Annotated in this window: 11 protein-coding genes; 9 read left to right on the top strand and 2 right to left on the bottom strand. The window is 74.2% G+C overall.

All coding sequences use genetic code 11. From position 1 onward, the window contains the following. Positions 1–15: 15 nt before the first annotated feature. The 8 genes from ET526_RS02945 to ET526_RS02910 all read left to right on the top strand — a co-directional run bounded on the left by ET526_RS02945 (position 16) and on the right by ET526_RS02910 (position 6,756). Positions 16–810, top strand: coding sequence for a RibD family protein (locus tag ET526_RS02945; RefSeq protein WP_135466168.1), 795 nt, complete (start codon positions 16–18; stop codon positions 808–810). After that, positions 807–1,775, top strand: a complete 969-nt coding sequence (locus ET526_RS02940; RefSeq protein WP_135466167.1) for a zinc-dependent alcohol dehydrogenase — start codon at positions 807–809, stop codon at positions 1,773–1,775. Before ET526_RS02945 ends, ET526_RS02940 begins: the two co-directional genes overlap by 4 nt. Before the next feature lie 13 nt (positions 1,776–1,788). Then, positions 1,789–2,190, top strand: a complete 402-nt coding sequence (locus ET526_RS02935; protein ID WP_135466166.1) for a 6-pyruvoyl trahydropterin synthase family protein — start codon at positions 1,789–1,791, stop codon at positions 2,188–2,190. Then, positions 2,187–3,227, top strand: coding sequence for a glycosyltransferase family 4 protein (locus tag ET526_RS02930; RefSeq protein ID WP_135466165.1), 1,041 nt, complete (start codon positions 2,187–2,189; stop codon positions 3,225–3,227). The genes ET526_RS02935 and ET526_RS02930 overlap by 4 nt, the downstream gene beginning before the upstream one ends. Then, positions 3,224–4,117: a class I SAM-dependent methyltransferase gene (locus ET526_RS02925; protein WP_135466164.1), complete on the top strand. Its 894-nt coding sequence runs from the start codon at positions 3,224–3,226 to the stop codon at positions 4,115–4,117. The genes ET526_RS02930 and ET526_RS02925 overlap by 4 nt, the downstream gene beginning before the upstream one ends. A 111-nt stretch (positions 4,118–4,228) precedes the next feature. Beyond that, complete coding sequence (otnK, locus tag ET526_RS02920) at positions 4,229–5,500, top strand: 3-oxo-tetronate kinase (RefSeq protein WP_135466163.1); 1,272 nt, start codon at positions 4,229–4,231, stop codon at positions 5,498–5,500. Further along, positions 5,497–6,132, top strand: a complete 636-nt coding sequence (gene otnC, locus ET526_RS02915; RefSeq protein WP_135466162.1) for a 3-oxo-tetronate 4-phosphate decarboxylase — start codon at positions 5,497–5,499, stop codon at positions 6,130–6,132. The genes otnK and otnC overlap by 4 nt, the downstream gene beginning before the upstream one ends. Positions 6,133–6,150: 18 nt before the next feature. Beyond that, complete coding sequence (locus tag ET526_RS02910) at positions 6,151–6,756, top strand: nitroreductase family protein (RefSeq protein WP_204623457.1); 606 nt, start codon at positions 6,151–6,153, stop codon at positions 6,754–6,756. Between the two features lie 1,295 nt (positions 6,757–8,051). Here ET526_RS02910 and ET526_RS02900 read toward each other — a convergent pair. Together ET526_RS02900 and ET526_RS02895 are read right to left on the bottom strand one after the other, a co-directional pair. Continuing rightward, a complete protein-coding gene (locus tag ET526_RS02900) occupies positions 8,052–9,182 on the bottom strand; it encodes a bifunctional 2-methylcitrate synthase/citrate synthase (RefSeq protein WP_135466161.1) in 1,131 nt (376 codons plus the stop codon). A gap of 50 nt (positions 9,183–9,232) precedes the next feature. Then, the gene (locus ET526_RS02895) at positions 9,233–10,786 is read right to left on the bottom strand and encodes an MmgE/PrpD family protein (protein ID WP_135466160.1); all 1,554 of its coding nucleotides are present in this window, start codon (positions 10,784–10,786) and stop codon (positions 9,233–9,235) included. 170 nt (positions 10,787–10,956) lie between these two features. Here ET526_RS02895 and ET526_RS02890 point away from each other — a divergent pair, with 170 nt between their 5' ends. Beyond that, on the top strand, positions 10,957–12,345 hold the full coding sequence (locus tag ET526_RS02890; protein WP_135466159.1) for a dihydroorotase: 1,389 nt from the start codon (positions 10,957–10,959) through the stop codon (positions 12,343–12,345). Positions 12,346–12,406: the final 61 nt, after the last annotated feature.

Below are 12,406 nucleotides of genomic sequence, written 5' to 3'. Positions count from 1 at the left end.
GCCATAGAGCCCATCATGGATGGGACACCGGAGGACGCCGCCTGGGCCGCGCTGCTGTCGCTGCGCGATGGCGGCGATCCGTCGCGCCTGCCGCCCTCCGAACTGTCGGACCTCTTCGCGCCGCTGCTGCTGCCCCCGCGCACGCCGGATGGCTGCCTGGTGGTGGGGCGGCTGGCGCAGACGCTGGACGGGCGCATCGCCACCCTCAGCGGCTCCTCGCAATGGATCGGCGGGCAGGGCGACATCCTGCACACGCATCGGTTGCGGGCCCTCTGCCATGCCGTCATCGTCGGCGCCGCCACGGTGCGCCAGGACGATCCGCGCCTGACCACGCGCGAGGTGACGGGGCCTGATCCCGTCCGCGTGGTGCTGGACACGGAGCGGCGCCTGGCGCCAGGCTACCGCCTCTTCCGCGAGGGTCCGCCGACGCTGCTGCTCTGCGCCGAGGACGTGCCGGGCCCCGACCGCCTCGGCGCGGCCGAGGTGCTGCGCCTGCCGCGCGCGCCCGCGGCCACGGGGCTCTGCATCCCGGCCGTGCTGCGCGCGCTCGCCGCGCGCGGGCTCAGGCGCGTCTTCGTCGAGGGCGGCGGCATCACCGTCAGCCGCTTCCTCGCCGCGGGCTGCCTCGACCGGCTGCACGTGACGGTGGCCCCGGTGCTGCTCGGCTCCGGCATCCCGGCCTTCACCCTGCCGCCCGCCGCGCGCATCGCCGACGGGCTGCGCTTTCCCTGGCGGCACTACGATCTGGGCCCGGACGTGCTGTTCGACATCGCGCTCGACCGCGCGCGGCCGGCGGCGCCTTCCCCGTGAAGGCCCGCGCCCTCTGGATCACCGGCCCGCGCCAGGCGGCGCTGCGCGAGGAGGCGCTGCGCCCGCCGGCGGAGGGCGAGGCGCTGGTGCGCACCCTGCATTCCGGCCTTTCCCGCGGCACGGAGCGGCTGGTCTTCGAGGGCCGCGTGCCGGAGAGCGAGCACGGGCGGATGCGCGCACCGCTGCAGGCGGGCGACTTCCCCTTCCCGGTGAAGTACGGCTACTGCGCCGTCGGGCGGATCGAGGCCGGGCCGGCGCACCGCATCGGGGAGACCGTGTTCTGCCTGCACCCGCACCAGGACCTGTTCCTCGCTCCCGCCGCCATGTGCGTGCCCCTGCCCGCCGGCCTGCCGCCGTCGCGCGCCGTGCTGGCCGCGAACATGGAAACGGCGCTCAACATCCTCTGGGACGCACGGCCGCTGCCCGGGGAGCGGGCGCTGGTGATCGGCGCGGGCGTGGTCGGTCTGCTGGTGGTGCGTCTGCTCGCGCGCATCCCCGGCATGGCGGTGGCCGTGCACGACACCGACACGCGCAGGGAGGCGCTGGCGCGGGCAGCCGGGGCGCGCTTCCTGCCCGCCGATGCCCTCGCGCCCGAGCACGAGCTGGTGGTCCACGCCTCCGGCCAGCCGGAAGGGCTGCGCACCGCCCTCGCCGCCTGCGCCTTCGAGGCGCGCATCCTGGAAGCGAGCTGGTTCGGCGCGCGGGAGGTGGCGCTGCCGCTCGGCGAGGCCTTCCACGCCCGGCGCCTCACGCTGCGCTCGACCCAGGTGGGCGCCGTCAGCCCCGCCATGCGCGGCCGGCGCAGCCATGCCGAGCGGCTGGCGCTGGCGCTTTCCCTGCTCGACGACGCGTGGTGCGACACGCTCCTCGGCCCGCCCGTGCCCTTCGCCGCGCTGCCGGAGGCGCTGCCGCGCCTGCTCTCCGGCCCGGACGCGCCGCCCTGCCCCCTCGTCACCTATATATAAGAGTGTGGATGCGATGTTCTCCGTCACCGTCTGCGACCACATCATGATCGCCCACAGCTTCCGCGGCGCCGAATTCGGCCCCGCCCAGCGCCTGCACGGCGCCACCTTTGCGGTGGAGGCGGAGTTCCGCGCCCCGAAGCTCGACGCGCTGAACCTGCTGGTGGACATCGGCCTCGCCAAGCAGGCGCTGCGCCAGGCGCTGGACACGCTGGACTACCGCAACCTCGACGAGGAGGCGCAGTTCGCCGGCCGCAACACCACCACCGAATACCTCGCCTTCCACATCCACGGCCTGCTCCGCCAGGCGCTGAAGGAGGGCCGCCTCGGGCCGCAGGGCGGCGGCGTCACCGGGCTGAAGGTGCTGCTGCGCGAGAGCCCGAACGCCTGGGCCGCCTATGAGGGTCCTGTCGCGTGAGCGTGACGCTGCTCGTCCCCGGCCCCTTCGACACCGTCTCCGGCGGCTACCTCTACGACCGCCGCATCGCCGAGGGGCTGCGCGCCCTCGGGCGGGAGGTGCGCGTCGTCGAACTCGCCGGCCGCCACCCCCTGCCCGACGCGGCGGCGGAGGCGGCGGCGCGCGAGGCGCTCGGCACCGTGCCGGAGGAGGCGCGGATCGTGGTGGACGGGCTCTGCCTGCCCGCCTTCGCCCCGCTCGCCGAGGCGCTGGAGCGGCGCCGCGCGGTGGGGCTGATCCACCACCCGACGGCGCTGGAGCGCGGCGTCCCGCCCGACGATCGCGCCGCGCTGAAGGCGCGGGAATGCGCCCTGTTCCCCCGCATGGCGCGGCTGATCGCCACCTCGCCACTCACCGCGCGGCGCCTGGCGGAGGAGTTCGGCGCCGATCCCGCGCGCATCGGCGTGGTCGAGCCCGGCACCGACCCGGCGCCGCGCGCCCGCGGCTCGGGCGGGCCGGGGGTGGCGATCCTCTCGGTCGGCGCGCTGACGCCACGCAAGGGCCACGACGTGCTGATGCGCGCCCTCGCGGGCCTGCCCGACCTCGACTGGACGCTCACCATCGCCGGCGGCGCGCGCGACGCGGTGCATGCGCGCGGCCTGCACGCCCTGGCGGAGGAGCTTGGCATCGCCCGGCGCGTCACCCTCGCCGGGGAGGTGGACGCGCCAACGCTGGAGGCTCTGTACGACCGCGCCGACATCTTCGCCCTCGCCACCTGGTGGGAGGGTTACGGCATGGCGGCGGCGGAGGCGCTGGCGCGCGGCCTGCCGGTGGCGATCACCGCCGGCGGCGCCATCGCCGATCTCGTGCCGGTGGAGGCCGGCATCTGCTCCCCGCCCGGCGATGCCGCCTCCCTCGGCAAGGCGCTGCGCCGCATGATCTTCGACCACGATCTGCGCGCCGGGATGGCCGAGGCCGCCTGGCAGGCCGGGCAGCGCCTGCCGCGCTGGCAGGACCGCGCCGGCGCCTTCCTGGCCGAGCTGGAACGCGCCGGATGAGCGAGGCCGAGGGCTTCGACCCGGAATGGCTGGCGCTGCGCGAGCCCTTCGACGCCCTCGCCCGCAGCGAGCGCCTCGCGGCGCGGCTGGTCGCGGCGCTGCCGGCGCGGCCGCGGCTGCTCGACCTCGGCGCCGGCACCGGCAGCCTGCTGCGCTGGCTGGCGCCGCGCATCGGCCGCGCCCAGGCCTGGACGCTGGTGGACGCCGACCGCGCCATGGTCGAGGAGGCCTTCGACACCATCGCCGACCGCGCCGAGGCGATCGGCTTCCGCGTCACCTTCCCCAGCCGCAGGACGCTGCTGGTGCACGCGCCGGGCGGCGTCTGGCGGGTGGAGGGGGTGATCGCCGACCTTGCCGAGGCGCCGCGCAACCTGCCGCTCGCCCAGGCGGATGCGGTGCTGAGCAGCGCGCTCTGCGACCTGGTCTCGGAGCCCTGGCTGGAGCGGATGGCGGCGACGCTCAGCGTGCCCTTCTACGCCGCGCTCTGCGTGGACGGGCGCGACCGCTTCAGCCCGCCGCACCGCGCCGATGCCGCCATCGCCGCCGCCTTCCGCCGCGACCAGGGGCGCGACAAGGGCTTCGGCCCCGCCCTCGGCCCGCGCGCACCGGAAGCGATCGCGCGCCTCTTCGCCGCGCGCGGCTTCACGGTGGAGAGCGCGCCGAGCGACTGGGTGGTTCCGGCCCGCGGCCACCCCTCCCTGCGCGGGGTCGCGGAGGCGTTCCTGACCGAGCTGGTGCTCGGCCATGAGGCGGCGGCCGCACGGCAGCACCGCGGCCGGCGCGGGCTGCTGGAAGCGTGGAGCCAGGCGCGGCTGCGCCAGATCGAGGCACGCATCCTGACCGCCCGCATCGGCCACCGCGACCTGCTGGCGCTGCCGCCGGGCCATTGAGACGGATCGCGGTGGACGCCCGCCCGCTCCGGCGGCAATCCACCGTGGAGCGGATCGCCCGAGGGCGGCATCGTCCCGAGGCGTGCTTTCGCTCTTTCCTGGGAGACCGCCATGCCTGTCCCGCTGCTGCTCGGCTGCATCGCTGACGACTTCACCGGCGCCACCGACCTCGCCAACACCCTGGTGAAGGGCGGCATGACCGCCGTGCAGGTGATCGGCGTGCCAGAGGGCGCACTGCCCGAGGCGGATGCGGTGATCGTGGCGCTGAAGTCGCGCACCGCACCGGCGGCGGAGGCGGTGGCGGAGAGCCTGGCCGCCTGCGAAGCCCTGCTCGCCGCGGGCGCCCGGCAGATCTTCTTCAAGTACTGCTCCACCTTCGACAGCACCGACCAGGGCAATATCGGCCCGGTGGCGGATGCGCTGGCGCGGCGGCTCGGCTGCGGCTTCGCCCTGGCCTGCCCCGCCTTCCCCACCAATGGCCGCACTGTCTATCAGGGCCACCTCTTCGTCGGCAGCGCCCTGCTGAACGAGAGCGGTATGGAGAACCACCCGCTGACGCCGATGCGGGACGCCAACCTGGTGCGCGTGCTCGGGCGGCAGACCGATGGCGCAGTCGGCCTCGTGCCCTTCGCGGTGGTGGAGCAGGGGCCGGCGGCGATCCGCCAGGCGATGACGCGGCTGAAGGAAGGCGGGCGGCGCTACGCCATCCTGGACGCGGTGACGGATGCGCACCTGCTCGCGATCGGCGAGGCCGCCGAGCACCACGCGCTGATCACGGGCGGCAGCGGCGTGGCGATGGGCCTGCCGGCGAATTTCCGCCGCGCCGGGCTGCTGCCGGAACGCGGCGCCGCCGCCGCCGCGCTGCCGCCGATGCGGGGCGCGGCGGCGGTGGTGGCCGGTTCCTGCTCGCGCGCGACGCTCGGGCAGATCGGCTTCGCGCGCGGCCACGTGCCGGTGCTGGAACTCGATCCGCTGGAGACGCCCGACGCCGCGGCGCTTGCCGCACAGGCACTGGGCTGGGCGGAAGGCCGGCTCGGCGCGGCCCCCATCGTCATCGCCGCCAGCGCGCCGCCGGAGAAGGTGGCGGCGCTGCAGGCGAAGCTCGGGCGCGAGGCTGCGGGGACGCTGATCGAGACCGCGCTCGCCGCCGTGGCGGAAGGGCTGGTGGCACGCGGCGCGGGGCGGCTGGTGGTGGCGGGCGGGGAGACCTCGGGCGCCGTCGTGCAGCGCCTCGGCATCCGCTCGCTGCGCATCGGGCCGGAGATCGACCCCGGCGTGCCCTGGACCTATGCCGAGCCGGCCGGGCTGCACCTGGCGTTGAAATCCGGCAATTTCGGCGCGCGCGACTTCTTCCTGAAGGCCTTCGAGGGAGCGGCGGCATGAGCGAGGAGGCACGGCTGCGCGAGGCGATCTGCGAGCATGGGCGGCTGCTGTTCGGCCGCGGCTTCTCGGTCGGCAGCGCGGGCAACATCAGCGTCCGGCTGGAGGATGGCGTCCTGATCACGCCGACCAATTCCTGCCTCGGCCGGCTCGACCCGGCGCGCATCAGCAAGCTCGACGCCGCCTGGCGCCATGTCGGCGGCGACAGGCCCTCGAAGGAGGTGTTCATGCACCGCGCCTTCCTGGCCGCGAGGCCGGAGGCGGGGGCGGTGGTGCACCTGCACTCGACGCACGCCACCGCCATCGCCTGCCTCGCCGCGCCGGGCGGGACGGCGCCGATCCCACCGCTCACGCCCTATTTCGTGATGCGCATCGGCCGCGCGCTGCCTGTCCTGCCCTATTATCGCCCCGGCGATCCGGCGATGGAGCCCTCCATCGCCGAGGCGGCGCGCGCGGCGCGCGCGGTGCTCCTGGCCAATCACGGCCCTGTCGTCTCCGGCCCCTCCCTCGACGACGCGGTCTGGGCGGCGGAAGAGCTGGAGGAGGCGGCGCGGCTCGCCCTGCTGCTGCACGACCGCGGCGCGCGCACCCTGACCGCGGCGCAGGTGGACGAGCTGCTCCACACCTTCGGCTGAACGCGAGAGGAGACCAGCATGGACGCCATGACGCCGCCGGACCGCGAAGCCCCGGCCGAGGCCCCGATCGAGGCGCTGCTGCGCCGCCGCTGGAGCCCGCGCAGCTTCCAGGACCGCCCGGTGCCCGATGCCGCACTCGCCAGCCTGCTGGAAGCCGCGCGTTGGGCGCCGAGCTGCTTCAACGCGCAGCCCTGGCACCTGATCGTCGCCCGGCGGGAGCGGGAGACGGAGGCGCATGCGGCGCTCGCCGCCTGCCTGTCGGGCAATAACCGGCGCTGGGCGCCGCAGGCCCCGGTGCTGATGCTCGCCGTAGCCCGCACCACCTTCCCGCAGGATGGCAGCCCCAACCGCCATGCCGGCTACGACACCGGTGCGGCCATGGCGCAGATGGCGGCGCAGGCCGTGGTGCTCGGGCTGCAGATCCACCAGATGGGTGGCTTCGATCCGCACCGGGCGCGGGAGGCCTTCGCCATTCCGGACGGCTTCGAGCCCTATGCCGCCATCGCCATCGGCTATCCCGGACCGGCGGATGCCCTGCCGGAGGATCTCCGCGCGCGGGAGCAGGCGCCACGCCAACGCCGCGCTGTCGCCGACTTCGCCTTCTTCGGCGGCTGGCGGGCATAGGCGCGCGACGCCGCCGGACGCAAGAAGGGCGCCGCCCCCTTGGAACGGCGCCCTCCTGCCGGGATCAGCGGTAGGCTCAGGTCGAGGAGGTCTCGCCGCCCTCGGCCTGCGGCGTCGTGGTCGTGGCGCTTTCGGCCGCGGCGGCCTCGCGCTTCGCGCGGCGCGTGGCCGCTCCCTTCTTCGCCGCCTCGGAACGGGAGGCGCTGCTGACCTTGCTCGCGGCGGCGCGGCGCGGCGCAGCCTTGGAGGCGCTGGCCGTCTTGCGCGCCGTGGTGGTCTTGCGCGCGGTNGGCCGTCTTGCGCGCCGTGGTGGTCTTGCGCGCGGTGGTGGTGGTCCGCCGGGCCGTCGCGGTCTTGCGCGCGGCGGGCTTCCTCGCCGCCGTGGTGGTCTTGCGCGCGGCGGTGGTGGTCCGCCGGGCCGTCGCGGTCTTGCGCGCGGCGGGCTTCTTGGCCGCCGTGGTCTTGCGCGCGGCGGGCTTCTTGGCCGCCGTGGTCTTGCGCGCGGCGGGCTTCTTGGCGGCCGCCGCGGTCTTGCGCGCGGCGGGCTTTTTGGCGGCCGTGGTCTTCCGCGCAGCGGGCTTCCTGGCGGTGGTGCGGCTGCGCGCCGAGCCGCTCTTGCCGCCGGCGCTGCGGCGGCTGGTGGACATGGCCATCGCCTGCGCCTGCGGCGCGGCGGGTGCCTCGGTCTTGTCGGTCATGGCTCAGGATCTCCTTATGCGTTCCGTTGTGGGGCGGGGCCGCGCCGCACGGCGGGGCACGGACCCGTACTCGGCAGGGAGGGTCGTGCGACGGAGGAGGCGCGCGGATCCCGAGGCGCGCGGCACCCAGGCGGTCGCCGTCCAGGTTGGGCAGGATGAGGCAACGGCGAAGAGGCTGGCGGCGTGCCGCATGGCGTCTCCCCTCGCTGCTCCTGCGCCGCCGGATTTGCCCGGTGGCGCCGCGGGATGTCGGGAGCGTGGCTGCGCCCTCATCCCGCCTGGCCTGCGGTCCATGGACCGTCCTTCCCTGCTGCGGCACGACGCTGCACGCTGTGCTGGTCCGCTGCAGAGCGAATCGCGTGCGATGTCGGCGCGCGCATCACGCTATCTGCACACGCATCCCGCATGTCAACAGAAACCCTGCGCAGCGCCGCGCTTTTGTGCGCGCAGCACACGCAGGCGGCGTGCGCCGGACCGGATGGCGCGTCACCGCGGCGCGCAGCGGCGCCGATCCTCACGGTGCGGTGTGCGCGGCCCGCGCAAAAGAAACCGCCGGCCCCGTGCCCGGAGCCGGCGGATGCGCGAGGGAGGATCGGCTCAGCGCGCGTCGAGCGGCGGCACCGGGCGCTGCTCCGGCCCGGTGTACCAGGAGAGCGGGCGGATCAGCCGGTTGTCCGCCGCCTGCTCGATGACGTGCGCCGCCCAGCCGGTGATGCGGGAGGCGACGAAGATCGGGGTGAAGAGCGGGATCTCGAAGCCCATCAGGTAGTAGGCGGGGCCTGCGGGGAAATCGAGGTTGGGGTGGATGTTCTTCGCCCGCAGCATCTCCTCGGCCAGGATGCGGCTGATCTCCATCCAGCGGGTGTCGCCCACCACCTCGGCCATCCGCTCGGCGTACTTGGTCATGGTCGGCACGCGGCTGTCGCCGCTCTTGTAGACCCGATGGCCGAAGCCCATGACCAGGGCGCGGTGGTCGAAGCGGCCCTGCAGCCACTCCCGCGCCCGCGCCGGCTCGCCGATCTCCTTCAGCATGTGCATCACGGCCTCGTTGGCGCCGCCGTGCAGCGGCCCCTTCAGCGCGGCGATGGCGGCGGTGATGGCGCCGTGGATGTCCGCCCCGGTCGAGGTCACCAGCCGCGCCGTGTAGGTGGAGGCGTTGAAGGTGTGCTCGGCATAGAGGATCAGGGAGACGTCGAAGGCCTTCAGCACCTCGGGCTGCGGCACCTTGCCGAAGACCAGGTGGAAGAAGTTCTCGGCGAAGCTGTGCCTCGGGTCCGGCTGCACCGGCTCCTGCCCCTTGGCGGCGCGGTGGGCGGCGGCGATCGCGGTCGGGATCTTGGCCAGCAGCCGCACCGCCTTGCGGCGGGTGGCGGGTTCGGAGGTGTCGCCGCCCTCCGGATCCTCCATGCCCATGAAGGACACCGCGGTGCGGATCGCGTCCATCGGGTGGGCGTCCTTCGGGAAGGCGCGGATCACCTGGTGCAGCGCCGGCGAGATCGGGCGCTCCGCCGCCACCTCGGCCCTGAAGGCCTCAAGCTGCCGCCGGTTCGGCAACTCGCCGTTCCAAAGCAGGTAGGCCACCTCCTCGAAGCAGCAGGTCTCGCACAGCTCCTGCACCGCATAGCCGCGGTAGGTCAGGCTGTTGGTCTCCGGCATCACCTTGGAGATGGCGGAGACGTCGGCATAGACGCCGACCAGGCCCTTCTTGATCTCTGGCGTGTCGCTCATCGGTTCGCTCCCTCGGGCGGGGCGGGGGCGGTGCGCCCCCCGCTCCTGGTTCAGAAGATGCCGGGCTTCGCCTCCTCGAGCGCGCCGGCGGGCAGGGCCACGTTCAGCGCGTGCAGCTCCCCGGCCGGGATCCGGGCCAGGTCCTGCACGTCGGCGAGGAAGCGGTTGGCCTCCCGCGCCGAGATCAGCCCCTCGGTCAGGGTCAGGAACTTGTTGATGTAGTCGTCCCGCGCGAAGGGCCGGGCGCCGAGCGGGTGGGCGTTGGCGACCGCGAGCTGGTCCTCGATCCGCGTGCCGTCCTTGAAGAAGATCTCCACCCGCCCGCCGAAGGAGAGCTCGTTCGGATCGCGGGAGTGGTAGCGCCGGGTCCACTCCGGGTCCTCCCGGGTCTCGATCTTGTGCCACAGCCTGACCGTGTCGGGGCGGGAGGCCCGCTTCGGGGTGTAGCTGTCCACGTGGTGCCAGCGCCCGTCCTGCAGCGCCACGGCGAAGATGTACATGATGGAGTGGTCGAGCGTCTCGCGCGACGCCTTCGGGTCCATCTTCTGCGGGTCGTTGGCGCCGGTCCCGATCACGTAGTGGGTGTGGTGGGAGGTGTGGATGACGATCCGCTCGATGTCCTCGAAGTCCCGGATCTGCTCGCGCATCCGGAAGGCGAGGTCGATCAGCGCCTGGGACTGGTACTCGGCCGAGTGCTCCTTGGTGTAGCTGTCCATGATGCCCCGCTTGGGCTCGCCGGGCGCGGGCAGCGGCACCTCGTAGTACACGGGCTCGTAGGCGGCGGCGCGGCCCTTCTGGTCGGCCACGGTCCGCCCCGACAGCACCCAGCCGATGATGCTGTCCTCGCCCTCGTAGATCGGGGAGGGCGCGCCCTCCCCGCGCATGCAGCGGTCCACCGCCTCCACCGCCAGCTTGCCGGCATGGGCCGGGGCGTAGGCCTTCCAGGAGCTGATCTCCCCCTTGCGCGACTGGCGGAAGGTGATGGCGGTGTGCACCGCCTGCTGTACCGCCTGGTAGATCACCTCCTGCTTCAGCCCGAGCAGGGTGCCGATCCCGGCGGCGGCGGCGGGGCAGAGATGGGCGATGTGGTCCACCTTGTGCTCGTGCAGGCAGATGGCGCGCACGAGGTTGATCTGGATCTCGTAGCCGGTGGCGATGCCCCGGATCAGGTCCCGCCCCGAGCGCTCCATGTGCTGCGCGACGGCGAGGATCGGCGGGATGTTGTCGGCGGGGTGGGAGTAGTCGGCGGCGAGGAAGGTGTCGTGCATGTCGAGCTCGCGCACCGCCGTGCCGTTGGCCCAGGCCGCCCATTCGGGGGAGACGCGGGTCGCCGCGCGCACGCCGAACACCGTCGCCCCCGCCCGCCCGTCGCGGGCGCGTACCGGATGGCCGAGCGCCATGCCGCGGGCGGAGACCACGGGGCGGCGGTTGATGGCGGCGATCGCGACGGCGGCGTTGTCGATGATCCGGTTGATGATCATCTCCTGCACGTCCTTCTCGACCGGCACCCTGTCGGCCGCGACGCCGGCGATCTTCCAGGCGAGCTGCTCCTCGCGCGGCAGCAGGGCCTTGGACGGGTAGAGCTTGACGGGGTGGTACTGCACGGGCCTGTCGTCCCCCTCTGTGGCTGCGGTGGTGAGACGCTTTCTGTCCCTATGCGCGGCTTTCGTCCATCGCGGATCGCGCGCGGGCGGCGGGCGCCCGCCCCCGCCCGCGGGTTGAGGCGGCCAGCGGCCCGGCCTAGCCTGCCGTCCCCGATGCCGGAGCGCCCCCCATGGAGACCGCCCCCTTCGACCTCGTGATCCGCGGCGATCTCGTGCTGCCCGGTGCCGTGCTGGCCGATGGCTACGTCGCGGTGCGGGGCGAGCGGATCGCGGCGATCGGCCAGGGCGTGGCGCCGCCCGCGGCCAGCCTCGCCGACCATTCGGGCAGGCTGGTGCTGCCCGGCCTGGTGGACGGGCACATGCACACCTCCTCCTCCACCGGCTGGCCCGGGATCGAGGGCGCCTCCATGTCCGCCGCCGCCGGCGGCGTCACCACCTGCGTGGACATGCCCTACGACGTGCCGCGCCCCGTCACCGACGCGGCGATCCTCCGCGAGAAGGCGGCATGGGTGGAGCGCACCTCCCATGTGGACATGGCGCTCTACGGCACGATCGCGAAATCCGGCGGCGTGGAGGCGATCGCCGGCCTCGCCGAGGCGGGGGCCTGCAGCTTCAAGCTCTCCACCTACGAGTACGACCCGGTCCGCTTCCCGCGCATAGACCACCCGACCATGGTCGCCGCCTTCCGCGAGATCGCGAAGACCGGGCTGATGGTGGCGGTGCACAACGAGGATCAGGAGCTGGTCGAGCGCCTGACGGCGGAGGCGAAGGCGGCCGGGCGCACCGACCCGATCATGCACTGCCGTACCCGCCCGCCGCTGGCCGAGACCCTGGCGGACCTCACCATCTTCGAGATGGCGCTGGAGACGGGGGCGCATGTGCACATCGCCCATTCCTCCCTCGCCCGCGGCTTCGAGCTGGCCGAGGTGTTCCGCCGCAGCGGCGCCAGGACCACCGGCGAGGCCTGCATCCAGTACCTCTGCATGACCGAGGAGGACCTCGTCCGCCTGCAGGGCTTCGGCAAGTGCAACCCGCCCTTCCGCACCGCCGCGGAGGTGGAGCGGATGTGGGGCGCGCTCCTCGCCGGCAAGGTCGCCTACGTCTCGACCGACCACGCCCCCTGGCCGCGCGGGCGCAAGCTCTACGAGGGCGACATCTTCGCCCCCGGCGCCGGGCTGACCGGGCTGCAGAGCTTCGCGCCGCTGATGTACACCCTGCTCGCCGAGCGCGGCCTGCCGCCGACCCTGATGGCCCGGCACTGCGCCGAGCGCCCGGCGCGCTTCCACGGCCTCTACCCGAAGAAGGGGGCGCTGCGGGTCGGCGCGGATGCCGACCTCTGCGTGCTGGAGCGCGGGGAGTTCGTCTTCGACGCGCGCGAGATCCGCGACCGGGAGGATGCGCGCTGGTCGCCCTATGACGGGCGCCGGATGCGGGCCCGCGTCGCCGCCACCTACCTGCGCGGCCGCTGCATCTGGGACGGGGCGGAGGTGCTGGCGCGCCCGGGAACGGGCCGCTTCGTGCCGCGCCAGCACCGGGAGACCTGGCTCGGCGAGGACTGACGCCAAATCCCGCGGATCGCGACCGAGCCGCCCCCGCCGGACGCGGGCCCGCCCGGCGGCG

It is taken from the genome of Crenalkalicoccus roseus, assembly GCF_004761865.1.
Lineage (GTDB): Bacteria > Pseudomonadota > Alphaproteobacteria > Acetobacterales > Acetobacteraceae > Crenalkalicoccus > Crenalkalicoccus roseus.
This window is presented reverse-complemented; position numbering and strand designations above follow the sequence as displayed.

Excerpts from the sequence above, each read along its gene's own strand:
- ET526_RS02945 (WP_135466168.1), top strand. The coding sequence starts at position 16 with ATGGATGGGACACCGGAGGACGCCGCCTGGGCCGCGCTGCTGTCGCTG.
- ET526_RS02935 (WP_135466166.1), top strand. The coding sequence starts at position 1,789 with ATGTTCTCCGTCACCGTCTGCGACCACATCATGATCGCCCACAGCTTC.
- ET526_RS02925 (WP_135466164.1), top strand. The coding sequence starts at position 3,224 with ATGAGCGAGGCCGAGGGCTTCGACCCGGAATGGCTGGCGCTGCGCGAG.
- otnK (WP_135466163.1), top strand. The coding sequence starts at position 4,229 with ATGCCTGTCCCGCTGCTGCTCGGCTGCATCGCTGACGACTTCACCGGC.
- otnC (WP_135466162.1), top strand. The coding sequence starts at position 5,497 with ATGAGCGAGGAGGCACGGCTGCGCGAGGCGATCTGCGAGCATGGGCGG.
- ET526_RS02910 (WP_204623457.1), top strand. The coding sequence starts at position 6,151 with ATGGACGCCATGACGCCGCCGGACCGCGAAGCCCCGGCCGAGGCCCCG.
- ET526_RS02900 (WP_135466161.1), bottom strand. The coding sequence starts at position 9,182 with ATGAGCGACACGCCAGAGATCAAGAAGGGCCTGGTCGGCGTCTATGCC.
- ET526_RS02890 (WP_135466159.1), top strand. The coding sequence starts at position 10,957 with ATGGAGACCGCCCCCTTCGACCTCGTGATCCGCGGCGATCTCGTGCTG.